The sequence below is a fragment of the Clostridium isatidis genome (assembly GCF_002285495.1).
GTDB classification, from domain to species: domain Bacteria; phylum Bacillota; class Clostridia; order Clostridiales; family Clostridiaceae; genus Clostridium; species Clostridium isatidis.
The window spans coordinates 260,040-285,174 of the sequence record NZ_CP016786.1; the positions used below are offsets into that span (position 1 = coordinate 260,040).

The window sequence follows — 25,135 nt, forward strand, 5'->3', positions numbered from 1 at the left end:
AATGAAACTTCATGAATTAAGACCAGCAGCTGGAAGTAAAAAAGCTCCTAAAAGAGTTGGTAGAGGTACTGGTTCAGGTTTAGGTAGAAACGCTGGTAAAGGTGAAAAGGGTCAAAATGCTAGATCAGGCGGCGGTGTAAGACCTGGTTTTGAAGGTGGTCAAATGCCACTATACAGAAGACTTCCTAAGAGAGGATTCACTAACATATTTGCTAAAGAAATTGTTAGCATAAATGTTGATAGATTAAATATATTTGAAAACGGAACTGTAGTTACACCTGAACTTTTACTTGAAAAGAGAGTAATAAGCAAGGTTAAGGACGGAGTTAAAATTTTAGGAAATGGTACTTTAGAGAAAAGCTTAACTGTTAAAGGATGCAAGTTCTCAAAATCAGCTGCAGAAAAGATCGAAGCAGCTGGAGGAAAAGTAGAGGTGGTTTAGTATGCTATCAACCCTACGTAATGCCTGGAAGGTTCCCGAATTAAAGAAAAAATTCCTATGGACTATATTTTTAATTGCAATTTTCAGGATAGGAACACATATTCCTGTTCCTGGAATTAGCAAAGAAGTCTTAGAAAGTTTAGCACAAAGCGGAACTTTATTTGGATTTTATGATTTAATATCAGGAGGTGCTTTTAGTCAATTTAGTATATTGGCTCTAGGCGTAACACCTTATATTAATGCATCGATAATAGTGCAACTATTGACTATAGCAGTACCATCTTTGGAACAATTATCTAAGGAAGGTCAAGAAGGAAGAAAGAAAATTCAAGCAATAACAAGAATATTATCTATATTTATTGGTTTTATTTTAGCTTTCGGAATTTATAACTTAGTAGCTTCAAAAGGAGCTATACAAGAAAGTAGCTTTAGTCAAATAATTGTTGTATTAGTATCATTAGTTGCGGGATCAACTTTCTCAATGTGGTTAGGAGATCAAATAACAGCTAAAGGATTTGGAAATGGAACATCAATATTAATATTCGTAAATATTGTGTCTCAGTTACCGGTGACTTTAATGTCATTATATACATTAAAAAATATAGGAAAAATCACTATTGTAGAAATATTGTTGTTTGTGTTATTTGTGTTATTAATGTTAGTAGCATCTGTATTCTTCTCATTAGCAGAAAGAAGAATTCCAGTGCAATATGCGGGAAAAGCTGTTGGAAATAAAGTTATGAGAGCTCAAAGTACCCATATACCTTTAAGTATAATAGGGTCTGCAGTTATAGCTATAATATTTTCATCCTCAGTTATGATGTTCCCTGCTACACTAGCTCAATTCTTCCCAAATAGCAAAGTATTGACTAGTTTAACAACAAGTAAATATAGTTTATTCAATAGAGGAACATGGATATATGCGGTTGTATATGCTCTATTGACAATATTCTTTACTTGGTTCTATACACAAATTACAATGAAACCTGATGAAATGGCAGAAAATTTACATAAATCAGCAGGTTTTGTACCTGGTATTAGACCAGGAAATGCAACTGAAAAATATTTCGAAAAACTACTTACAAAAGTATCAATAATAGGTGGAGTATTTGCAGCTGTTTTAGCAGTACTACCTATATTAATATCAAATACAAATTTACAAGGAATTCAATTTGGTGGTACATCATTACTAATTATGGTAGGAGTTGGACTTGATTTTTCAAGACAATTAGACTCACAATTAATTATGAGACATTATCAAGGATTCTTAAAATAGTTTAATAATGGAGATGATGCCCGTGAAGATAGTATTATTAGGTCCTCCTGGAGCAGGGAAAGGAACACAGGCAAAATCAATTAGTAATAGATACTCAATACCTCATATTTCAACTGGAGATATTTTTAGAAAGAATATTTCAGAAAATACTCCTTTAGGAATTGAAGCTAAGAAATACATCGATAAAGGTCAATTGGTACCTGATGAAGTTACAATTAACATGGTTAAGGATAGACTTCAAGAAGATGATTGTAAAAGTGGGTTCTTATTAGATGGATTTCCTAGAACTGTAATTCAAGCAGAAGCTCTTCAAGAATTTTTATTAGAAAGAGATAAAAATCTTGATACTGCATTACTGATTGAAGTGCCAACAGAGTTTATTTTAGAAAGAATGACAGGAAGAAGAGTATGTCCATCATGTGGAGCTAGTTATCACATAAAGTATAATCCACCTATCCATGGAGATAAATGTGATGTTTGTGGAAGTGATATCATCCAAAGAAAAGATGATTCAGAGGAAACAGTATCTGAAAGATTAGATGTGTATAAGAAACAAACACAACCACTAATTGATTTTTATAAAGAAAAGAACTTACTTTCAGTTGTAGATGGAACAAAGGCTATTAATGAAGTTTTTGAAGGTATTTGTGCCTTATTAGGAGATTTTGAATAATGATTTTTCTTAAAAATAACAAAGAAATTGAGCTAATGAGGTTGGCTGGAAGAATAGTAGCCGAAACATTATTATTAATTGAAGAAAAAGTAAGGCCAGGAATAACTACTGCTGAATTAGATAGAATTGCAGAAGAATTTATAACTAAGCATGGAGCTAGACCTTCATTTAAGGGCTTATACGGCTTTCCAGCTTCATTATGTATATCTGTTAATGAGCAAGTTGTTCATGGAATCCCAGGAAAATATGTATTAAAAGATGGAGATATAGTTAGTGTAGATTGTGGTGCGTTTCTTAATGGCTTTCATGGAGATGCTGCAAGAACCTTTGCAGTGGGCAATATAACAGAGGAAGCTAGTAAGTTAATTAAAGTAACCAAAGAAAGTTTCTTTAAAGGCATTGAAAATGCTAAGGTGGGCAATAGACTTACTGATATATCACATGAAATACAAAACTACGTAGAGGCTGCAGGTTTCTCAGTAGTAAGAGAATTCGTGGGACACGGTATAGGAAGATCTTTGCATGAGGATCCAGATATACCAAATTACGGTAGGCCAGGTAAAGGTCCTAAATTAGTAGAAGGAATGGCTTTGGCCATTGAGCCTATGGTTAACGTAGGTAGCTATAAAGTTAGAACATTAAATGATAACTGGACTGTAGTAACTAGTGATGGCAGTTTATCTGCACATTACGAGAACACTATTGTAATTTTACCAGATGGACCAGAAATATTAACACTGATTGAGTAAGTGTTGCTTAGTTATAAATTAACATGATACCACAAGGTGGCTTGTAGATTTATGACTAAGGTAATCATTGAGGTGAAAAATTTGCAAAACAATGACTTGATTGGAAAAGTAGTTCTTTCAAAAGCAGGAAGAGACAAAGATCATTTATATGTAGTAATAGATGTGTTAAATGATAAGTATGTTCTTCTAAGCAATGGGAATACAAAAACAGTTCAGATGCCTAAACGTAAGAGTTTAAAACACTTAAGAGTTTTAAATAATGTAGATGATGAGATTAAAGAATCTATCATATCAAAAGATAGAGGTACTGATTTAAAAATAAAAAGATTTCTAAAACTTAAAGGCATTGTTAAGGAGGGTTGATTACCTTATGTCAAAAGATGATGTAATAGAAATGCAGGGTACAGTACTAGAAGCATTGCCAAATGCTATGTTCCAAGTAGAACTTGAAAGCGGGCATAAGATTCTAGCACATATATCAGGAAAATTAAGAATGAACTTCATAAGAATTCTTCCAGGGGATAAGGTTACAATAGAACTTTCTCCATATGACTTAACAAGAGGTAGAATTACATGGAGAGAAAAATAAAAAATTAATACTAAACGCTACAAAGTTTTACAAGGAGGGTTAGCGATGAAAGTAAGACCATCAGTTAAGCCTATTTGCGAAAAGTGCAAAGTTATAAAGAGAAAAGGAAGAGTAATGGTTATCTGTGAAAATCCTAAGCACAAGCAAAAACAAGGCTAATACAATAAAAGTATAGGCAAAAAAGTATTATATTCCTATATGAATTTTATTGACTTTTAACTTAAAGTCAAATATGATTATATAGGCATTTATTTAATGATAAATAAATATTAGGTGCGGCTGACAGTAGAGCAAAACTCTACTGACCTAGTTTTTATTATATAAAAATACACAAAATCAATTAATAAACAATATTAATAAAAATTGTTTTGATTTCAATACCAGGAGGTGTAAGTTTTAATGGCAAGAATTTCAGGCGTAGACCTACCAAAGGAAAAAAGAATTGAAATAGGTCTAACATATATATATGGAATAGGACTTTCTACTTCACATAAGATATTAGCAGCAACAGGTATAAATCCTGACACAAGAGTTAAGGATCTTACTGAAGACGAAGTAACAAAGATTAGAGAATATGTAAAAACATTAACAATTGAAGGCGACTTAAGAAGAGAAGTAGCATTAAATATTAAGAGATTAATAGAAATCGGATCTTATAGAGGAATAAGACACAGAAAAGGTCTTCCAGTTAGAGGTCAAAAGACTAAGACTAACGCTAGAACAAGAAAAGGTCCAAAGAAAACTATAGCAAATAAGAAGAAATAGTTAGGAGGGAATTCAATGGCTCAGAAAGTTAAGAAAACTAGAAGAAGAAAAGAAAGAAAGAATGTTGAGCATGGCGCAGCACATATTTCTTCAACATTTAATAACTCAATAGTTACTTTAACTGATGCAAGAGGAAATGCTTTATCATGGTCAAGCGCAGGAGCTTTAGGCTTCAGAGGGTCAAGAAAGAGTACTCCTTATGCAGCACAAATGGCAGCAGAAACTGCAGCTAAAGCAGCTATGGAACATGGATTAAAGAGTATAGAAGTTTATGTAAAGGGACCAGGAGCTGGAAGAGAAGCAGCAATCAGATCTTTACAAGCAGCAGGATTAGAAGTAACTTTAATTAAAGATGTTACTCCAATCCCACATAACGGATGTAGACCACCAAAGAGAAGAAGAGTCTAGTATTCATATAGGAGGTGTAATTAATGGCAAGATATACTGGAGCTACATGTAGATTATGTAGAAGAGAAGGTATGAAACTATTCCTAAAAGGGGATAGATGTTATACAGATAAATGTGCTTTCGTTAGAAGAAGTTATGCACCAGGACAACACGGAGCAGCTAGAAAGAAATTATCTAACTACGGAGTACAATTAAGAGAAAAACAAAAAGCAAGAAGAATATACGGAATATTAGAAGGCCAATTCAGAACTTACTATGAAAAGGCTGATCACATGAGAGGAATCACAGGTGAAAACTTACTAAAATTACTAGAAATGAGATTAGATAACGTAGTTTACAGACTAGGTTATGGTGCTTCAAGACCAGAAGCTAGACAATTAGTAAACCACGGACATTTCTTAGTAAATGGTAAGAGAGTTAATATCCCATCATATCAAGTTTCTGTTAATGATGTAATAACAGTAGCTGAAAAGAGCAGAGGATCAGAAAAGTTCAAGACATTTATTGAAAATCCTAAGACATTACCAAAATGGTTAGAAGCTAATGCTGAAAATTATACAGGAAAAGTAGTTGCTGAGCCATCAAGAGAAGATATTGATAGCCCAATCAACGAAACTCTAATTGTCGAATTATACAGCAAGTAATAGTTTAGTATTTATATTGTTAAGATTTTTCTTACGATATAAATATTTAAGCGTTGCCCTCAGAGTAAAGTTGCCATTTAATATATAAGGAGGGTTTGTGCATGTTAGAAATAGAAAAGCCAGTTATAGAGTGTACAGAAGTAAATGAAAATGGTACTTATGGTAAGTATGTTATTGAACCACTAGAAAGAGGATACGGTATAACTCTTGGAAATGCTCTAAGAAGAATACTTTTATCATCACTTCCAGGAGTTGCTCCAACATCTGTTAAGATTGACGGAGTATTACATGAGTTTTCAACTGTACATGGAGTTAAGGAAGATGTAACAGAAATAATTCTTAACATAAAATCTTTAGCATTAACTATGAATGGTGAAGGTCCAAAAACTATTTATATAGATGCTAAAGGACCTGGTGAAATTACAGGTGCTGATATAAAAACTGATGGAGATGTAGAGGTAATAAATAAAGATCTTCACATCGCTACGTTAGATGAAGACGGTAAGTTATATATGGAGATAACTGTTAATAAAGGAAGAGGATATGTAACTCAAAGTAAAAATAAGAGTGAAGATCTTCCAATATCATCAATAGCAGTAGATTCAATATATACACCAGTTAAAAGAGTTAATTTTACTGTTGAAAATACAAGAGTTGGTCAAATTACTGACTACGATAAATTAACTTTAGAAATTTGGACTAACGGAACTATAAAAATTGATGAAGCTATAAGCTTATCAGCAAAAATTCTTATAGAACATTTAAAACTATTTATGTCATTAGGAGATAGTACTAATGATGTAGAAATTATGATAGAAAAAGAAGAAGATAAGAAAGAAAAAGTACTAGAAATGACTGTAGAAGAATTAGATTTATCTGTTAGATCTTATAACTGTCTAAAGAGAGCAGGAATTAATACAGTTCAAGAACTTGCCTCAAAATCAATGGATGATATGATGAAGGTAAGAAATCTAGGAAAGAAATCTTTAGAGGAAGTCGAAAGAAAGCTTAGGGAGCTAAACTTAAGTTTAAGACAAAACGATGAGTAAGGAGGTAAATCCACATGGCAGGTTATCGTAAACTAGGTCGTTCTACAGACCAAAGAAAAGCTATGTTAAGAAGCCTTGTAACTGGACTTTTAAAACATGGTAAGATAGAAACAACAGAAACTAGAGCTAAAGAAACTAGAAAACTAGCTGAAAAGATGATCACTTTAGCAAAAAGAGGTGACCTACACGCTAGAAGACAAGTTTTAGCTTTTGTTACTGAAGAAGAAGTAGTTGCAAACCTATTTGACAACATTGCTCCAAAATATGCTGAAAGAAATGGTGGATACACTAGAATCTTAAAGATGGGTCCAAGAAGAGGGGACGGAGCTGAAGTTGTTATACTTGAATTAGTATAATATATTAGGGGATTAAGCCGAGCTTAGTCCCCATTTTTACATATATATATTTAAGATTTATGAGGACAAATAGTTAAATATTATATGAGAGTCTATAAAATTTTCCAAAATCCATTGTAATACTTTCAAGGTATATTATAATATTCTTATATTTAATGTATATACAGTATAGATTTTGATATAATATTTAAGCATAGTGGCAGATTGGAGGAATATATGTGAAAGAAACAATGATTAACTGCAACAATGTGTCTTATAAATATAGAGCTAACGAAAATGAAGAAGAAAAATATGCTGTAAATGGTGTTACTTTTAAAGTAGAAAAGGGAGAATTCCTTGCTATTTTAGGGCATAATGGGTCTGGAAAATCAACAATAGCAAAGCATATGAATGCTCTATTATTACCAACTGAAGGAACAGTAGTAGTCGATGGATTAGATACTTCAAATTCAGAATGTTTATGGGAAATTAGAGCAAAGGCAGGTATGGTTTTTCAAAATCCAGATAATCAGCTTGTTGCTACAATTGTAGAAGAAGATGTTGCTTTTGGACCTGAAAATTTAGGAATAGATCCTAAAGAAATAAGAGAAAGAGTCGATGATAGTTTAAAGAAAGTTGGTATGTATGAGTATAGAAAGCATGCTCCTCATTTACTTTCTGGAGGTCAAAAACAGAGAATAGCTCTTGCAGGAATATTAGCAATGCAGCCAGATTGTATAATACTAGATGAACCAACAGCTATGCTAGATCCTTCTGGTAGAAAAGATGTATTAAATTATATAAAAGAAGTTAATGAGAAATACGGTATAACAATTATATTAATTACTCATTATATGGATGAAGCTGCTCAAGCAGATAGATTAATAGTTATGGATAATGGTAAAATAATCTTAGAAGGAAAACCTAGAGAGGTCTTTTCTAATGTAAAGAAAATGAAAGAACTTGGTTTAGATGTTCCTCAAGTAACAGAATTATGTTATGAGTTAAGAAAAGAAGGTATAAATATAAATTCAAATATTTTAAATGTAGATGAGATGGTGAATGTATTATGTCAATTAAAATAGAAAATTTAGTACATGTGTATATGCCAAAATCACCTTTTGAGAAAGTGGCATTAAATAATGTTAATCTAGAAATAAATGATGGAGAATTTGTAGCTTTAATTGGACACACAGGTTCTGGAAAATCAACATTGATACAACATATGAATGGATTATTAAGTCCTACATCTGGAAAAATAATAATAGATGGCATAGATATTACAAAAAAAGATGTTAAGCTTTCTGATATAAGAAAAAAAGTAGGTTTAGTATTTCAATATCCAGAATATCAATTGTTTGAAGAAACAATAGAAAAAGATATAGAATTTGGTCCTAGAAATTTAGGATTAGAGGATGAAGAGATAACAAGAAGAGTTAAAAGAGCCATGAATATGGTAGGTCTAGACTATGAAACTTATAAAGACAAATCTCCTTTTGACTTAAGTGGGGGACAAAAAAGAAGAGTAGCAATTGCTGGTGTAATTGCTATGGAACCAAAGACACTTATATTAGATGAACCAACTGCCGGATTAGATCCAAAGGGAAGAGATGATATTTTAAATCAAATTAAAATTCTTCATGATGAATATAAAATGACAATCATAATAGTAAGTCATAGTATGGAGGATGTTGCTAATATAGCAGAAAGAGTTATTGTTATGAATAATGGAGAAGTTGCTCTTCAAGGAAATCCTTCAGAAGTATTTGTAGAAGTAGAAAAATTAGAAAAAATAGGCCTTGCAGTACCTCAAGTAACATATTTAATGAGAAAACTAAGAAATAAGGGTTTTGATGTAAGTACAAAGGTATATACAATAGAGCAGGCTAAAGAAGAATTATTAAAGCTATTAAAATCCAATGTATCTAGGGGGTAACAAAATTGATAAAAGATATAACTATAGGTCAATATATACCTGGGGAAACCTTTGTTCATAAGTTAGACCCTAGGACAAAAATACTTTTAACTATACTATATATAATATCCTTATTTATAGTAGATAAATTTGTTGGATATATATTAATTATAGGCTTTTTAGTTCTAACAGTATGGGCAGCAAAGCTCCCAGTTAGATATTTAGCTAAGGGAATAAAACCAGTACTTTTTCTAATAATTTTCACTGCAGTATTAAATATCTTTATGGTTAAGGGAACTCTAAATAATTTAATATTTGAATATGGTTTTATAAAAGTATATAAAGAAGGGCTTTTAACAGCAGCCTTTATGGCTTTAAGGCTAATTTTCCTAATTATGAGTACTTCTGTTTTAACTCTTACAACATCCCCTATTGAGTTAACAGATGCAATAGAAAAGCTTCTTAAGCCAATAGGAAAAGAAATTGCTCATGAATTAGCTATGATGATGACAATTGCCTTAAGATTTATACCAACTTTAATGGACGAAACAGATAAAATTATGATGGCTCAAAAGGCAAGAGGAGCAGATTTTGATAATGGTGGATTAATGCAAAAGGCAAAAAGTCTAATACCACTTTTAGTTCCTCTATTTGTAAGCTCCTTTAGAAGGGCAGATGAGCTTGCTATGGCAATGGAATCAAGAGCTTATAGGGGCGGAGCAGGAAGAACTAGAATGAAGCAGTTAAAATTTACAAATAATGATTTACTTTCTTTTGGTTTATTTTCAATTTTATTTGTAGGAGCTTTATTAGTAAGATTCTATTTATAAAGGTGAAAAAATGAGAAATATAAAACTAACAATAGAATATGATGGAACAAATTATTTAGGATGGCAGAAACAAAAAAATGGAGCAACTATTCAAGGAACCTTAGAAGAGGCTATAAAGCTTTTAACAAAGGAAGAAATTGAATTAGTAGGAAGTTCTAGAACTGATACAGGAGTTCATGCTAAGGCTTTTATAGCTAATTTTAAAACAAATAGTACAATTCCTGCTGATAAGTTTAGAGAAGCCATAAATCATAAATTGCCTGAAGATATTGTTATTATAAAATCAGAGGAAGTAGATATAAACTTTCATTCAAGGTATGATGCTAAAGGAAAAACATATTCCTATAGTATAATTAACAGAGATATTTACCCAGCAATAGGAAGAAATTATTTATATCATATAAAGAAAAAATTAAATATAAATTCCATGAAGGAAGCTTGTAAATACTTCATAGGAACTTACGATTTTTCAGCTTTTAAAAGTAGTGGAAGTTCAGTTAAAACATCTATAAGAACAATAAAAGATCTTCATATAGATGAAGAAAATGAAATAATAAAAATATATGTAACTGGTGATGGTTTCTTATATAATATGGTTAGAATTATTGTAGGTACCTTATTAATGGTTGGAAATAATAAAATAAAGCCGGAAGAGATAACAAATATTATAGAAAGTAAAGATAGGCAAAAAGCTGGAATTTGTGTTCCAGCAAAAGGTTTGACCCTAGAAAAGGTATATTATTAACATAAAAAATAATTATAAAGAGTATTGACACACCCGTAAGCGTGTATTATAATAATGTATGTTTGTTAGAATAATTTATGTATATAAGATCCACTAGCCCCGGGTCTTGACATAAAAGCAGTACTTAAAGAAAAGTAGAGCACAAATGTAAGTTCAGGGAGGGAAAACAATGAAATCATACATTGCTAAAGCGCAAGAAGTTGAAAGAAAATGGTATGTAGTTGATGCTGCTGGTAAACCACTAGGAAGAGTTGCTAGCCAAGTTGCTTCAATTTTAAGAGGAAAAAATAAGCCAACATTTACACCAAATGTTGATTGCGGAGATTTCGTTATAGTAATCAATGCAGAACAAGTTGTTTTAACTGGTAATAAGTTAGATCAAAAGATGATGAGAAAGCACAGTCTATATCCAGGTGGATTAAAGGAAACTCCATATAGAGAAGTGTTAGCTAAGAAGCCTGAATTCGCTTTCGAAGAAGCTGTAAGAAGAATGCTTCCAAGTGGCGTATTAGGAAGAAAGATGCTTAAAAAATTAAAAGTATATAGAGGTGCTGAGCACGGACACGAAGCTCAAAAACCAGAAGTACTTGAATTAAAGTACTAATAATACACGCTCGGGAGGAGGAATAGAAATGTCAAAAGTTCAATACATGGGAACTGGAAGAAGAAAAAAATCAATTGCAAGAGTTAGACTAGTACCAGGAAGTGGTAGAGTTGTTATAAACAATAGAGAAATAGATCAATATTTCGGTTTAGAAACATTAAGAATGATTGTAAACCAACCATTAGTTTTAACAGGAACTAAGGATAAATTTGATGTTTTAGTTAATGTTCACGGTGGTGGATTCACAGGTCAAGCTGGAGCTATCAGACACGGAATAACAAGAGCATTAATTAAATCAGATGAAAGCTTAAAACCAGAATTAAAGAAAGCTGGATTTGTTACTAGAGACCCAAGAATGAAGGAAAGAAAGAAATACGGTCTTAAGAAAGCAAGAAGAGCTCCACAATTCTCAAAGAGATAGTATTTGGAACTCAAAAAACCCACAAACTTTATGTTTGCGGGTTTTTTATTTTATTCAATTATTACTATAGGTTTAATTAGATCCTTTGGCTTATCTTTCATAAGCAATAAAGCTTCTTCTATATGTTCAAATCCATGGAATTTATGAGTTATTAATTTAGATGGTTGAATTCTCTTTGATAAAACTAATGATGCAAGTTTTTCCATTTTTAGTCTTCCACCAGGCATAAGTCCTCCAGCAATAGTCTTATGTCCCATACCACAGCCCCATTCAGCTCTAGGTATTAATACATTATCTCCTGATCCTAGATAATTAACATTACCTATTCTCCCACCAGGTTTTAACATTTTAATTGCTTGTGCAAATGTTGTTTCTCCATCTCCACCAGCTATAATAACTCTATCTACACCTTTTCCGTTAGTTAATTTCATAACTTGCTCAACTATATCGCCATTTTTATAGTTTATTATTGCTGTAGCCCCAAATTCTTTAGCTAATTCTACACAATTTGGACGAGAGCCAACAGCAAATATTTCAGAAGCTCCTCTTATAGATGCTCCAGCAACAGACATTAGTCCAACGGGACCGATACCTATTACACATACAGTATCACCAAATTGAACATCTGCTAATTCTACTCCATGTAATCCTGTAGGAACCATATCTGCTAACATAACAGCACTTTCTAAATCTAGTCCTTCTGGTAAGTGGGCTAAGTTTCCATCAGCATCATTTACGTGGAAGAACTCACCGAAAACCCCGTCTTTAAAATTAGAGAATTTCCATCCTGATAACATTCCACCTGAATGCATTGAATAACCAGCTTGAGCTTCTAGAGTAGACCAATCAGGAGTAATGGCTGCAATAAGAACTCTATCTCCAGCTTTAAAGTCTTTAACTAAATTTCCTACCTCCACAACTTCTCCTACAGCTTCATGGCCTAGTATCATATTATGTCTCTCTCCTATAGCACCTTCCCATACTGTGTGTATGTCAGAAGTACAAGGAGAAACGGCTAAAGGACGAACAATTGCATCTAAAGGACCACATACAGGACGATCCTTTTCAACCCAGCCTACCTTTCCTATTCCTAACATTGCAAAACCTTTCATAAAAACTCACCCCTATATAAAATTCTATTTAAATAACAATATTATATTGTTAAAAAATAAACTATAATTATTAAGAAATAAGCATAAAAATAAATACATTAATAAAATACTAGATTTTCAATAATAATATTAGCATTAATTAGGACAGGCTATATAACTATTATAACGTTTACTAAATCTATCTTCAACAGTTTATGAAAATTTAACAATTATTAAATCTCTTATAAATATGTAGTCAATAATTTAACAATATTTATATAATGAAGGTTAAGCTATGTAGAAGGGATTTTTATAGATATATGCTATAATATGACTATGTTCAAAAGAAACCACAATAATTTTAGGGGAGGTTATTATGAAGGGTGTAATTTTTGATTTTAATGGAACTATGCTTTTTGATTCTGATAAGCAGGAAAAGGCATGGAGAATGTATATTAAAAAAATGATAGGAAGAGATGTTAGTGACGAAGAGTTTAAAGAAAGAGTTCATGGTAGAAATAACTCAGATATATTAGAATATTTTTCAGGTAAAAAATTAACTGAACAAGAAATAGATGAAATGGGTGAGGAAAAGGAAGTTATATATAGAAGATTATGTCTAGAGGATAAGGAAAATTTTAAGCTTGTAGAGGGAGTTGAAGAATTATTAAATTATTTAAAGGAAAACAATATTCCCTTTACTATAGCCACAGCTTCAGGAAGAAAAAATGTAGAATTTTTCTTTGAAAATTTAAATTTGGACAAATGGTTTAATCTTGAAAGAGTGGTTTATAGTGATGGAACTATAAAAGGAAAACCTAATCCAGATATATATTTAAAAGCTGCAGAAATAATAAATATGGCTCCAAAAGACTGCTTAGTATTTGAAGATGCTAAGTCAGGAATAATAGCAGCAGAAAGAGCTGGTATAGGAAAAATAATTGCTATAGCATCTACATCAGAACCAGAGTATTTTAATGATATAAAGGCTGTATCTAAGGTTATAAGAGATTTTACAGGATTTAAAGATTATATTTAAAGTAAGTATAAAGCTTTGTATTTTAAATAAATAAATTAGCTTCTTCTGGAGATAATAATTTTAGGCTATTTAAATAATTATCATGGAGGAAAACTAATGAAAAAGTTAAAGACTGTATTATCGTTAACCTTATTATTTTTATTTTGTATTTTTCCAGTAAAAATAAATGCTGTAGAAAAGGAAGGAAAAATAATACTTATTGATCCAGGACATGGAGGAATAGATGGAGGGGCTTCAACTAAAAATGGTCCTTTAGAAAAGGATATAAACCTACAAATAAGCTTAAAATTAAGGGATGCTTTAGAAAATGAAGGCTATAAGGTATATTTAACAAGAGAAAGTGATGAAGGCTTATATTCTCAAGGAAAAACAGTAAGAGAAAAGAAGAGGGAAGATCTAAAAAGAAGAAGGGAAATGAAAAAAGAAACAAATTGTCATGTTTTTATTTCCATTCATCAGAATAAGTTTCCTCAAGCAAAATGCTATGGAGCCCAAGTCTGGTATGCAGCTAATGATAAAAGTCAATTATTAGCTAACTTTGTACAAGAAGCTCTAAAGGAAACTATAAAAGATAATAATAAAAGAGTGTCAAAACCAGCAGGAGACGATTACTTAATATTAAGAGATGATTACGATGGAGCTTCAATTCTTATAGAATGTGGATTTCTATCAAATCCTGAAGAGGAAAAGAAACTTCAAACAGAAGAACATCAAAATTTAATAGTAAATGGAATTTCCTTAGGATTAGAAAGATATTTTGAGGAAATTGAGAAAAAAGCATAGCAAATAAAAATCTAAATAATTTCCTAGGAAATACAATAAAAAGACAAGATTAATTAGCTTTAACAAATCTTGTCTTTTTTTATATAATAATAAATTTTCTATTAGTTTCATTAAGAAGTGACTTTTGTAGAAATAAAAGTAATATTCCTGCTTTATGATAGTTATGAATTAATAAGTCTATATTTAACAATAAAAAAAGTAATAATTCAGATAATCTGAATTATTACTTAAATTATGCATTTTATATTTTAAATTCCATAAAATCCTTTCCCATTAACTTCAGAAACATCAATAATTGTAATAAAGGCATTTGGATCTATCATTAATATCTTCCTCTTTAACTGTACCATTTGAGGAGTGGTTACAGCAACATAAAGCATCTTTTTAAGGTTATGAGTATATTCACCTTCAGCAATCAAGGAAGTAACTCCTCTATTCATATCTTTTATAACATATTTAATAATTTCTTCTTCCTTCTCAGTTAGAATTAATAAAAGTTTTTTGCTATTAAATCCACTAATAACTTTGTCTAAAACTGTAGCCTGTATATAAATAAATATCAAAGTATATAAGGCTTTTGAAGGGTTAAATATTATTGCAGCTAGAAGTATAATAAAGATATTAAAGGTAAAGCCTAACTTTCCAATTTCTAAATTAGAGTTTCTTTTTCTTAGGATCATTGATACTATATCAATACCACCAGTAGAGCCGTTTCTCGAAAAAACTAATCCATAGCCTAATCCGCATAATACTCCACCATAGATACAGTAAAGTAATGTATCATCTAGTTTAAAGAAGTCTGGTATATTATTTGTTAATACAAGAAATAGCGATGAAGCTGACATACCTATAGTTGTGTAAATGGTGAATCTTTTGCTTAACAACTTATAGCTTAAGATTATTAAAGGTATATTTATAAGAAAGGTAGAAATACCAGATGGTATATTAAATAAATATTGCAAAATAAGGGCTATACCAGTTACTCCACCACTTAAAAGTTCTGCATTTACAAGAAAAATATTAACACCAGCTGAGGCTATAAAACAGCCTAGGGTAATGAGTATAAAGTCTATAATCATATGATTATTAATCTTAAATTTCATTAACATATCAATTCCTCTATTTCTCTGTTGATGTACATAAAGCATTATATATCAAATATAAAAATATGTTAATAAAAAATTATAAATTTATATTTATATATTAATAAAATTGTAATTATTGCCCTTAGCAAATTGACATAATATAAGCTATTATATTTATAGAACGCTATATTAATAAAATAATATACTTAAGAGGTGAATAATATGTTTAACGTTTTAGTTGTAGATGATGAAAGAGAAATAAGAGATGCAATTGAAATATATTTAAGAGGAGAAGGAATAAAAGTATTTAAGGCAGGAGATGGGGTAGAAGCTCTAGAAATATTAGAGAGAGAAAAGGTACATCTTATAATTTTAGATATAATGATGCCTAAAATGGATGGGATACAAACCTGTTTAAAAATAAGAGAAAAAAGAAATTTACCTATAATAATGCTTTCAGCTAAAGGAGAAGATAGTGACAAAATATTAGGATTAAATGTTGGGGCAGATGATTACATAGCAAAGCCATTTAATAATTTAGAGCTTGTAGCAAGGGTAAAATCACAGCTTAGAAGATATGAAAAGCCTTTAGAAATAGAGGGAGAAAATAAAGACGTAATAACAGTAAGAGATCTTGTAATAAATAATAAAGAAAAAACTGTCTATTTAAGAGGAGAAGAGATAAAAGTTACAGCAACGGAATTTAAAATATTAAAATTATTGGCTTCTAATTTAGGAAAGGTTTTTTCAATTAAGGAAATTTATGAAAGAGTATGGGAAGAGCCTTTTTATAGAAGTGAAAATACAGTAACTGTCCATATAAGAAGAATAAGAGAAAAAATTGAAATAAATACAAAAGATCCAGAATATATAAAGGTTGTTTGGGGAGTTGGATATAAAATTGAAAAGTAAGATAAAAAATTATTTAACTGGTATATGGGGAATAGAAATACTAATTTTTCTATTTTTAGTTCCAACAATATTTATAGGTTATTATCAAGCTCTTAATAATGAATTTGTGGAAATTGGAGCAGGAACTTTTGATGCATTATTAAATAAAGAAAAATATATTAAGGGAATGATATATTACGAAAGCAAAGATATTTCTGAATATATATATGCAAATACAAATAATCTTGAAGATATAAGTGATATAAAATATGATAACGAAAGATTTATAGGTCCTTCAAATTATAGCAATATCTTTTATATATTAATCAACAAAAAAACGGGAGAATACACAACAAATGACCAGGATTTATTTGAAAGCATACCTTATGAAAGTAAAACAAGAGAAGAAGTAGAAAAAAAGACAGAGGAGTATTTAAAAGAGTATGACTTTGTATCAGTAAAAATAGATAATGAAAAAATTAATAATTATTATGTAAAAATAAACTCAGATAATTTAAAAAAGGGAAATATAGAAGATTATATTGAAATATATTATAGACATCCATCAGTATATTTTTATCTTATAAAAACAGAATCAATTACTGCAAAGGTTCTTATTGGAGCTACAATATTAACTTTAATATTGTTTTTAAAACTTGTTGTAAATTTATTATTTTATAGAAAGAACCTTCATTTAGAAATAAGAGTATTTAAAAATCTGTTTTATGTTTTAAAATATGGATTAAAATATAAAAATACAAGGAACAAAATATTACTATCCTTTGGAATAGCTATAGGAGTTATATTAATTTATTTATATTTAGTTGCAGGAATAAGAAATGAAAATATATTAGTTACATTTCTTACTAGATATCCCTTTAAAGGAACATTAATATTAATTCTTATTCCATTAGGAACTGTTTTATATTCCTTAAAGAAAAGCTTGGATATATCAATAATAAATGATGGCTTAAAAAAGATAAATTCAGGAGATTTTGATTATACCCTTGATGATATAGGAGAAAGAGAAGTAAGGGAACTAGTAGAGAATATAAATAAAATAAAAACTGGATATAAAATAGCTTTAAATGAACAAGTTAGAAATGAAAAAATAAAAACTGAATTAATTTCAAGCGTATCCCATGATTTAAAGACACCCCTTACGTCAATAATTAATTATGTCAATATACTAAATAATAAAAATATAACAGAACAAGAAAGAATAGATTACTTAAGAATATTAGAAAAAAACTCAAGGAGATTGCAATCATTAATAGAAGATTTGTTTGAAGTTTCAAAATTAAATAGTGGAAAAATGAAGATTGAAAAATCAAAATTAGATATAATTTCATTAATATATCAAGGGGTTGGGGAATATTCTAGCTTATATGAAGAAAAAAATATAGAATTTAAAGTGAATTCTAATGCAGAAGAAATATTTGTAGATTTAGATGGAAAACTAATATCTAGAGTGTTTGAAAATATAATAGTAAATGCATTAAAATATTCATTAGCCAATACAAGAGTATATATTGATGTAATTGACAAAGAAAATGCAGTAGAAGTAGTTTTTAAAAATATTGCTAATTATGAAATGAATTTTAATGCTGAAGAAATGTTTGAAAGATTTGCAAGAGCTGATAAGTCTAGAAATTCTTCTGTAGAAGGTTCTGGTTTAGGCTTAGCAATATCAAAAAGCATAGTTGAACTTCATAATGGAAGTATTAATATAGAAGTTGAGGGAGATATGTTTAAAATATTTATTATCTTGCCAAAACAATAAAAAGGAGGAAAGAATATGGCAGTATTATTTATAGAATATCCAAAATGCACAACATGTAAAAAAGCAAAAAAGTTTTTACAAGAAAATAATATAGAATTTATAGATAGAAATATATCAGAGGAAAATCCAACAAGAGAAGAGTTAAAAGATTGGTTGAATAAAAGTGGTCTTAAAATAAATAAATTTTTTAATACTTCAGGGGTATTATATAGAGAAATGCAGTTAAAAGATAAAGTAAAAACCCTTGGAGAAGAAGAATTACTTGATATACTATCATCAAATGGAATGTTAGTAAAAAGACCTATAATAGTTAATGGTGATACAGTATTAGTTGGTTTTAAAGAAGAAGAATGGAAAGAAAGATTAGTAAAAGATAAAAATTATCAATAAGTAATAATGAAAGGGAAATGGAGATATTTATTAATATCTCCATTTCTTTTTATATTGGGATAATTTATCATGTTTTACAAGAGGGAAAAATCAAACTATAATAACAATATGTTGTGTGAGAATTGTGGATGAAATTAGAGAGATATACTATATATTGTGGGAGGAATTGTAATGAGTTATTTGAATAATATTTGCAAAGCGGCTTTAGACGGGATAGATAAGAATAGAGGAATATATACAGAAGAGAAACTTATAAAAGCATTAAAAAACATAATAAGACCAAATATGACTAATGAAGAAATAAGAGATTCAGTAATACAGATAGCCTTAGAATTAACCTCTGATATGGAACCAGATTGGCAATTTGCAGCAGCAAAATTATTTGTCCTTAAAATTTATGACAATATTAAAGAAAAAAGAGGTATTTTAGAAGAAAAAAAATTGTATAGTAATTTATATGAGTTTATTTTAGAACTAACAGAGAAGGGCCTTTATGGAAAATATATATTAGAAAACTATAGTAAAGAAGAAATTTTAGAATTAGAAAAAGAAATTAAGCCAGAAAGAGATTTTCTTTTTACTTATAGTGGTATTAATCTTTTAGCAAGCAGGTATTTAATTCAAGATTATGATAGAAGTATTTTAGAATTACCTCAACAGATGTTTATGGGAATAGCTATGCATTTAGCAATCCCAGAGAAAAAAGAAATAAGAGTGGAATGGGCTAAGAGATTTTATAATGTTTTAAGTTCTTTAAAGGCAACAATGGCAACGCCAACAATGTCAAATGCAAGAAAACCTTTCTATCAGTTAAGTTCCTGCTTTATAGATACAGTAGAGGACAGCCTAAAGGGAATTTATAAATCCTTAGACAATTTTGCAGAAGTATCAAAATTTGGCGGTGGAATGGGAATATACATTGGAAAGGTTAGAGCATCTGGTTCACCAATAAGAGGATTTAAAGGGGCTTCTGGTGGAGTTATACCATGGATAAAATTATTTAATGATACAGCTATAGCAGTAGATCAATTAGGAGTTAGAAATGGATCAGTAGCAATATGGCTAGACATATGGCATAAAGATATACCAGATTTTCTTCAAATAAAAACAAATAATGGAGATGATAGAAAAAAAGCACATGATATCTTTCCAGGAATATGTTATCCAAATTTGTTTTGGAAGCTTGCAGAAAATGATATAGATGCCAATTGGTATATGATGTGCCCTCATGAGATAAAATTAATTAAAGGCTATTCACTAGAAGATTATTATGGTGAAGAGTGGGAAAAGAAGTATTACGAATGTGTAGAAGATGACAGAATAAGCAAAAGAGTTATGCCAGTTAAGGATATAGTTAGACTGATAATAAAAAGTGCAGCAGAAACAGGTACACCTTTTGCTTTCTTTAGAGATACAGTAAATAAAATGAACCCAAATAAACATAAGGGTATGATATATTCATCAAATCTTTGTACTGAAATAATGCAAAATATGAGCCCTATGGATATTCAGCAATCAGAAATAATAGATGAAAATGGAGATAAAGTAATTGTAGAAAAAATTAATGCTGGAGATTTTGTTGTATGTAATTTATCTTCAATTGTTCTTGGAAATGTAGATATAAATAATGATGAGGAATTATCTTATGTAGTAGAAACACAAATAAGAGCCATGGATAATGTTATTGATTTAAATTATTATGCAGTTCCTTTTGCAGAGGTAACCAATAAAAGATATAGATCAATAGGTCTTGGAACAAGCGGATATCATCATATGCTTGTAAATAATATGCTTCACTGGACTGATGAAAAACATAAGGATTTTGCAGATAAGGTTTATGAAAAAATAAACTATTATGCTATAAAGGCAAGTAACAATATTGCAAAGGAAAAGGGAGCTTATTCCTACTTTGAAGGTTCAGATTGGGAAAGTGGAGAGTATTTTGACCTAAGGGGATATAAATCAGAAGCTTGGAATGAGTTAAGAGAAGAAGTAAATAAGCATGGAATAAGAAATGGCTATTTAATCGCCATTGCTCCTAATGGTTCTACAGCAACTATTGCAGGAACGTCAGAAGGTGTTGATCCAGTAATTTTAAGATTTTGGTTGGAAGAAAAGAAAGGAAGCATAATTCCTAAAACTGCTCCAAACTTAAATGAAAGAAATTATTGGTACTATAATTCTGCTTATAATATAGATCAAAAGTGGTCTGTTCAAATTAATGGAATAAGACAAAGACATATAGATCAAGGACAGTCCTTCAATCTTTATATAACAAATAATTACACAATGAGACAAATAATGAACTTATATATTGAAGCTTGTAAGGTGGGAGTAAAATCAATATATTATGTAAGATCAAAATCTTTATCAGTAAGCGATTGTGAAAGCTGTTCAGCATAATAATCTGCTAATGAATAAGGGGGAAAATAAGATGAATATAAATAAGAAGCCGTTATTTAATGAATTTGGAGATACAGAAATATCAAAAAAAAGGATAATAAATGGTAATACTACTAATTTAAATGATTTTAATAATATGAAATATACTTGGGTTTCAAATTGGTATAGGCAGGGAATGAATAATTTTTGGATACCGGAAGAAATAAACTTATCTCAAGATTTAAAAGACTATAATGATAAATTGACAGAAGAGGAAAGGATAGCCTACGATAAGATACTATCATTTTTAATCTTTTTAGATTCAATACAGACAGCAAATCTATCAAATATAAATAATTATATAACTGCAAGTGAAATAAATCTATGCTTAACAATTCAAGCCTTTCAAGAAGCCGTTCATTCACAAAGTTATAGTTATATGTTAGATACAATTTGCTCGCCAGAAAAAAGAAATGAAATTCTTTACCAATGGAAAGATGATGAGATTTTATTAAAAAGAAATAAATTTATAGGGGATTTATATAATAATTTTATTAATAATCCTAATACTGAAAACTTATTAAAAACTATAATGGCAAATTATATTCTTGAAGGAATATATTTTTATTCAGGATTTATGTTCTTCTATAATTTAGAAAGAAATAAAAAAATGCCAGGTTCTGCTCAAGTAATTAGATATATAAATAGAGATGAAAATACACATCTTTGGTTATTTAGAAACATAATAAAAGAATTACAAACAGAAAATCCTGAAATTTTTACAGAAACTATTAAAAGAGAATTAGTAGAAATGATGAAAGAAGGGGTGAAAAACGAAATAGAGTGGGGACACTATGTTATAGGAGATAAAATTCAAGGTATAAATAAGGAACTTATAAATAGTTATATAAAATATTTAGGTAATATAAGAATGAAAGCAATTGGTTTTGATTATATATATGAAGGATATAATGAAAATCCAGCTAAGTGGGTAGATATACTAGCTGATGCAAATTCTGTAAAAACGGACTTTTTTGAAGCAAGGTCTACTGCCTATGCAAAAGCAGCAGCATTAATTGATGATTTATAAAATATTGCTGTTAAATGTAGAAAAAAATTACATATTTTTTTCGAAAAATTATACCTTAATAAAAAATTATATACAAATTATAAATTTATAAGACAAAAAACACAAAAATTATAAAAAATCTGAATATTTATAGTTAACATATATTGAAAATGTGATATAATTAGTTCAGTATGATTTGAAAAAGGAAAGAGTACTTAAATGTAATTTTTTATTTTATAGCTAATTTTAAGGAGGAATTTCAGTAATGAAAAAAGGTATAGCTGCATCTAAGGGTTATGCAATAGGAAAAGTATTTATACAAGAACATGAAGAAATAGTAATAACAGATGCTAAGGTAACTAATGTAGAAGCAGAAAAGGAAACTCTACAAAAGGCTTTAGATAAGTCAAAGGAACAATTAACAGCTATTAAAGAAAAAACTCTAGCAGAAATTGGCGAGCATGAAGCACAAGTTTTTGAAGCACATCTAACCTTATTAGATGATCCAGAATTTACTGGTGGTATGTTAGCTGAAATAGAAGCAAATAGTGTAAACGCTATGAAAGCAGTTGAAAATGTTACAAATACCTTTGTAATGATATTTGAATCTATGGAAGATGAATATATGAAGGAAAGAGCTGCTGATATAAAAGACGTTTCAAAGAGAATTATTGCTAACTTAGCCGGAAAAGGAGAAAATGCTTTAGCATCAGTTGAAGAAAATACTGTAATTGTTGCTCATGATTTAACACCATCAGATACAGCTCAACTAGATAGAAGTAAAGTTATTGGTTTCTTAACTAATATAGGTGGAAGAACATCTCACTCAGCTATTATGGCAAGAACTTTAGAAATACCAGCTATAGTAGGGCTTAAAGATATAACAACCTCAGTTAAAAACGGAGATACAGTAATATTAGATGGTATCGAAGGAATATGTATAATAAATCCTGAACAATCAGTTATTGATGAATATACAGCTAAAAGAGATAAATTCTTAAAAGAACAAGAAGAATTAAAGAAACTTATTGAAGTAAAAACAGTAACTAAGTCAGGTAAAAGAATAGAAGTTTGTGGAAACATAGGATCACCAGCAGATGCTGAAGCTGTTTTAGCAAATGGTGGCGATGGAGTTGGATTATTTAGAACAGAATTCTTATATATGGATAGAGATTCTGCACCAACAGAAGAAGAACAATTTGAAGCATATAAGAAAGTTCTTGAAATAATGAAGGGTAAGAAAGTAGTTATAAGAACTCTTGATATCGGAGGAGATAAAACTCTACCATATTTACCATTACCACAAGAAATGAATCCATTCTTAGGTTATAGAGCTATAAGATTATGCTTAGATAGAAAAGATATATTTAGAGTTCAAATAAGAGCTTTACTAAGAGCATCAGTTTATGGACAACTAGCAGTAATGTTCCCAATGATTTCTGGATTAGAAGAATTCCAACAAGCTAAAGCTTTTGTTGATGAATGTAAGGCTGAATTAAGAGCTGAAGGAATTCCTTACTCAGAAGATATAGAATGGGGTATAATGGTTGAAATACCAGCAGCTGCTGTATATGCTGATGAGTTAGCTAAATATGTTGATTTCTTCTCAATTGGAACTAACGACTTAATTCAATATACTTTAGCTGCAGATAGAATGAGCGAAAAGGTATCATACCTTTACAATCCAATGCATCCAGCAGTATTAAGATTAATAAAGATGACTATAGATGGAGCACATAAACATGGAAAATGGGTTGGAATGTGTGGAGAAATGGCAGGAGATGAAAATGCTATTCCAACATTAGTTGAGTATGGACTTGATGAATTCTCAATGAGTGCAACATCAATATTAACTGCTAAGAAGATAATATTAGATCAAGAATAATAAATATAAAAAAGAAGATTGATTACAATCTTCTTTTTTTATTAATGAAATTAATAAAAAAAACGATAATAGAAATAATGATATTTTGTAAAGCTATAGTGAATATTATTTATCAATAAAAGAGGTAATTATGAGGGACGAAAATAAAAAATATTATAACAAGGCATTAGATTTATATAATAAGGGTGAAATAGATAAAGCCTTAGAAGTATGTGAAAAGGGAATTTCCCTTGATTTAAAAAATTCAAATCTTTTAAACTTAAAAGGTCTTCTTTTATATTTAAAGGGAGATTTAAATGGTGCTGTTGCTGCCTGGAAAATTAATAAAGATTACAATAATGATTCAATAGCCAAAACATATTTAAATGATTCTTATAAAGATGAAAGCAGAGAAAAATTATTTAAAGAGGCAGAAAGATTAGTAAATAACCTAGCAATAAATGAAGCTATAGAAAGATTATTAATATGCAGTGAAAGTGATTTTAATATGATTAAAGTAAATAATCTATTAGCCTTATGTTATTTAAGAAAAGGAGACTATGATAACAGTAAATTATATTTAAATAAAGTCTTATCTATAGATAAAAATAACTCAACAGCTAAAAAAATATATAAAGAAATAAATGAATTTTTAGAAGTAAAATCTAATACAAAAATATTTGTGCCACTATTATTATTAATTTTTATTATTACAGCAATAACAATAAGCTATAAAAGTGGATTAATAAATAAAATAATAAATAGAGAAAAGAATGAATTAATCTATGAAGATAAAAGCAAAACTGAAAATAAGGAAGAGGAAGAAAATAATAGAGAAATTAAAGAGAATAATAAAGCTGCTGAGGAGAATAATAAGGAAGAAAGTGATAATTTAAAAGAAGAAAATAAAGTTACTCCTTTGACTAATGAAGAAATTCAAAGCAATTATGAAAAAGCAAGTACATATTTTGAGGAAGAAAATTATAAAGCTTCTAAAGATTTATTAATAATAACCTTAAATTCAGCAGAAAATAATCATTTACATGATGATATATTATTTTTATTAGCTTCTTCTTACGATAGACTTAATGAAGTAGAATACGCTATAAAATATTTCGATGAATATCTATTAAAATATGATTATGGCAATTATAGTCAAGAGGCTTATTATAGAATGGCTTTGATTTATAAAGATATAGATATTAATAAAAGCAAAAAATATGCAAAAGAATTAGCAGATAAATATCCTAAATCTATTTATAATAATCAAAATATAAATACAATATTAAACAGCTGATTATAGGAGTTGATAA

At 29.5% G+C, this 25,135-nt stretch carries 29 protein-coding genes; 27 read left to right on the plus strand and 2 right to left on the minus strand.

The window, feature by feature from the left end:
• Position 1 precedes the first annotated feature (1 nt).
• From rplO to rpsI, 18 genes are all read left to right on the plus strand, one after another.
• Positions 2–442, plus strand: coding sequence for a 50S ribosomal protein L15 (gene rplO, locus BEN51_RS01300; protein WP_119864304.1), 441 nt, complete (start codon positions 2–4; stop codon positions 440–442).
• Position 443: 1 nt separating this feature from the next.
• Positions 444–1,718: a preprotein translocase subunit SecY gene (secY, locus tag BEN51_RS01305; protein WP_119864305.1), complete on the plus strand. Its 1,275-nt coding sequence runs from the start codon at positions 444–446 to the stop codon at positions 1,716–1,718.
• 22 nt (positions 1,719–1,740) lie between these two features.
• Positions 1,741–2,391 carry an adenylate kinase gene (locus BEN51_RS01310; RefSeq protein ID WP_119864306.1) on the plus strand — a complete coding sequence of 217 codons (651 nt, stop codon included), beginning with the start codon at positions 1,741–1,743 and terminating at the stop codon, positions 2,389–2,391.
• Positions 2,391–3,140, plus strand: a complete 750-nt coding sequence (gene map, locus BEN51_RS01315; RefSeq protein ID WP_119864307.1) for a type I methionyl aminopeptidase — start codon at positions 2,391–2,393, stop codon at positions 3,138–3,140. Before BEN51_RS01310 ends, map begins: the two co-directional genes overlap by 1 nt.
• Before the next feature lie 51 nt (positions 3,141–3,191).
• Positions 3,192–3,503 (plus strand): KOW domain-containing RNA-binding protein, encoded by a 312-nt coding sequence (locus BEN51_RS01320; protein ID WP_119864308.1) that lies wholly within the window; start codon positions 3,192–3,194, stop codon positions 3,501–3,503.
• A 7-nt stretch (positions 3,504–3,510) separates the two neighbouring features.
• A complete protein-coding gene (infA, locus tag BEN51_RS01325) occupies positions 3,511–3,729 on the plus strand; it encodes a translation initiation factor IF-1 (RefSeq protein ID WP_119864309.1) in 219 nt (72 codons plus the stop codon).
• Between the two features lie 45 nt (positions 3,730–3,774).
• On the plus strand, positions 3,775–3,888 hold the full coding sequence (gene rpmJ, locus BEN51_RS01330; protein WP_003373491.1) for a 50S ribosomal protein L36: 114 nt from the start codon (positions 3,775–3,777) through the stop codon (positions 3,886–3,888).
• Positions 3,889–4,128: 240 nt separating this feature from the next.
• Complete coding sequence (gene rpsM, locus BEN51_RS01335) at positions 4,129–4,494, plus strand: 30S ribosomal protein S13 (RefSeq protein WP_119864310.1); 366 nt, start codon at positions 4,129–4,131, stop codon at positions 4,492–4,494.
• Positions 4,495–4,509: 15 nt separating this feature from the next.
• The gene (gene rpsK, locus BEN51_RS01340; RefSeq protein WP_119864311.1) at positions 4,510–4,902 is read left to right on the plus strand and encodes a 30S ribosomal protein S11; all 393 of its coding nucleotides are present in this window, start codon (positions 4,510–4,512) and stop codon (positions 4,900–4,902) included.
• A gap of 23 nt (positions 4,903–4,925) precedes the next feature.
• Positions 4,926–5,546 (plus strand): 30S ribosomal protein S4, encoded by a 621-nt coding sequence (gene rpsD / locus BEN51_RS01345; protein WP_119864312.1) that lies wholly within the window; start codon positions 4,926–4,928, stop codon positions 5,544–5,546.
• Between the two features lie 101 nt (positions 5,547–5,647).
• Entirely contained in the window at positions 5,648–6,595 is a 948-nt protein-coding gene (locus BEN51_RS01350) for a DNA-directed RNA polymerase subunit alpha (protein ID WP_119864313.1), read from the plus strand.
• Positions 6,596–6,609: 14 nt separating this feature from the next.
• Positions 6,610–6,951, plus strand: coding sequence for a 50S ribosomal protein L17 (gene rplQ, locus BEN51_RS01355; protein WP_119864314.1), 342 nt, complete (start codon positions 6,610–6,612; stop codon positions 6,949–6,951).
• 230 nt (positions 6,952–7,181) lie between these two features.
• A complete protein-coding gene (locus BEN51_RS01360) occupies positions 7,182–8,015 on the plus strand; it encodes an energy-coupling factor transporter ATPase (RefSeq protein ID WP_418219555.1) in 834 nt (277 codons plus the stop codon).
• Positions 8,000–8,866, plus strand: coding sequence for an energy-coupling factor transporter ATPase (locus BEN51_RS01365; RefSeq protein ID WP_119864316.1), 867 nt, complete (start codon positions 8,000–8,002; stop codon positions 8,864–8,866). Before BEN51_RS01360 ends, BEN51_RS01365 begins: the two co-directional genes overlap by 16 nt.
• 5 nt (positions 8,867–8,871) lie before the next feature.
• Complete coding sequence (locus BEN51_RS01370) at positions 8,872–9,675, plus strand: energy-coupling factor transporter transmembrane component T family protein (protein WP_119864317.1); 804 nt, start codon at positions 8,872–8,874, stop codon at positions 9,673–9,675.
• Positions 9,676–9,685: 10 nt separating this feature from the next.
• The gene (gene truA / locus BEN51_RS01375) at positions 9,686–10,420 is read left to right on the plus strand and encodes a tRNA pseudouridine(38-40) synthase TruA (protein ID WP_119864318.1); all 735 of its coding nucleotides are present in this window, start codon (positions 9,686–9,688) and stop codon (positions 10,418–10,420) included.
• A gap of 169 nt (positions 10,421–10,589) precedes the next feature.
• Complete coding sequence (rplM, locus tag BEN51_RS01380; protein ID WP_119864319.1) at positions 10,590–11,024, plus strand: 50S ribosomal protein L13; 435 nt, start codon at positions 10,590–10,592, stop codon at positions 11,022–11,024.
• Positions 11,025–11,052: 28 nt separating this feature from the next.
• Positions 11,053–11,445, plus strand: coding sequence for a 30S ribosomal protein S9 (gene rpsI / locus BEN51_RS01385; RefSeq protein WP_119864320.1), 393 nt, complete (start codon positions 11,053–11,055; stop codon positions 11,443–11,445).
• Between the two features lie 50 nt (positions 11,446–11,495).
• Here rpsI and BEN51_RS01390 read toward each other — a convergent pair whose 3' ends face one another.
• Positions 11,496–12,557, minus strand: a complete 1,062-nt coding sequence (locus tag BEN51_RS01390; RefSeq protein ID WP_119864321.1) for an NAD(P)-dependent alcohol dehydrogenase — start codon at positions 12,555–12,557, stop codon at positions 11,496–11,498.
• A 355-nt stretch (positions 12,558–12,912) separates the two neighbouring features.
• Between BEN51_RS01390 and BEN51_RS01395 the strand changes: the two genes are divergently transcribed.
• Together BEN51_RS01395 and cwlD are read left to right on the plus strand one after the other, a co-directional pair.
• A complete protein-coding gene (locus BEN51_RS01395; protein ID WP_119864322.1) occupies positions 12,913–13,575 on the plus strand; it encodes an HAD family hydrolase in 663 nt (220 codons plus the stop codon).
• Positions 13,576–13,671: 96 nt separating this feature from the next.
• Entirely contained in the window at positions 13,672–14,358 is a 687-nt protein-coding gene (cwlD, locus tag BEN51_RS01400; RefSeq protein ID WP_119864323.1) for an N-acetylmuramoyl-L-alanine amidase CwlD, read from the plus strand.
• Between the two features lie 248 nt (positions 14,359–14,606).
• Here cwlD and BEN51_RS01405 read toward each other — a convergent pair whose 3' ends face one another.
• Entirely contained in the window at positions 14,607–15,467 is an 861-nt protein-coding gene (locus BEN51_RS01405; protein WP_207652788.1) for a YitT family protein, read from the minus strand.
• 198 nt (positions 15,468–15,665) lie between these two features.
• Here BEN51_RS01405 and BEN51_RS01410 point away from each other — a divergent pair, with 198 nt between their 5' ends.
• The 7 genes from BEN51_RS01410 (at position 15,666) to BEN51_RS01440 (ending at position 25,119) form a co-directional block, all read left to right on the plus strand.
• A complete protein-coding gene (locus BEN51_RS01410) occupies positions 15,666–16,355 on the plus strand; it encodes a response regulator transcription factor (RefSeq protein ID WP_119864324.1) in 690 nt (229 codons plus the stop codon).
• A complete protein-coding gene (locus BEN51_RS01415) occupies positions 16,345–18,117 on the plus strand; it encodes a sensor histidine kinase (protein WP_236906233.1) in 1,773 nt (590 codons plus the stop codon). Before BEN51_RS01410 ends, BEN51_RS01415 begins: the two co-directional genes overlap by 11 nt.
• Before the next feature lie 15 nt (positions 18,118–18,132).
• A complete protein-coding gene (locus tag BEN51_RS01420; protein ID WP_119864325.1) occupies positions 18,133–18,507 on the plus strand; it encodes a Spx/MgsR family RNA polymerase-binding regulatory protein in 375 nt (124 codons plus the stop codon).
• A 171-nt stretch (positions 18,508–18,678) separates the two neighbouring features.
• A complete protein-coding gene (locus BEN51_RS01425; RefSeq protein WP_119864326.1) occupies positions 18,679–20,910 on the plus strand; it encodes a ribonucleoside-diphosphate reductase subunit alpha in 2,232 nt (743 codons plus the stop codon).
• A 31-nt stretch (positions 20,911–20,941) separates the two neighbouring features.
• Complete coding sequence (locus BEN51_RS01430; protein WP_119864327.1) at positions 20,942–21,979, plus strand: ribonucleotide-diphosphate reductase subunit beta; 1,038 nt, start codon at positions 20,942–20,944, stop codon at positions 21,977–21,979.
• A gap of 244 nt (positions 21,980–22,223) precedes the next feature.
• Positions 22,224–23,843 carry a phosphoenolpyruvate--protein phosphotransferase gene (gene ptsP, locus BEN51_RS01435; protein ID WP_119864328.1) on the plus strand — a complete coding sequence of 540 codons (1,620 nt, stop codon included), beginning with the start codon at positions 22,224–22,226 and terminating at the stop codon, positions 23,841–23,843.
• Positions 23,844–23,973: 130 nt separating this feature from the next.
• A complete protein-coding gene (locus tag BEN51_RS01440; protein ID WP_119864329.1) occupies positions 23,974–25,119 on the plus strand; it encodes a tetratricopeptide repeat protein in 1,146 nt (381 codons plus the stop codon).
• Positions 25,120–25,135 lie beyond the last annotated feature (16 nt).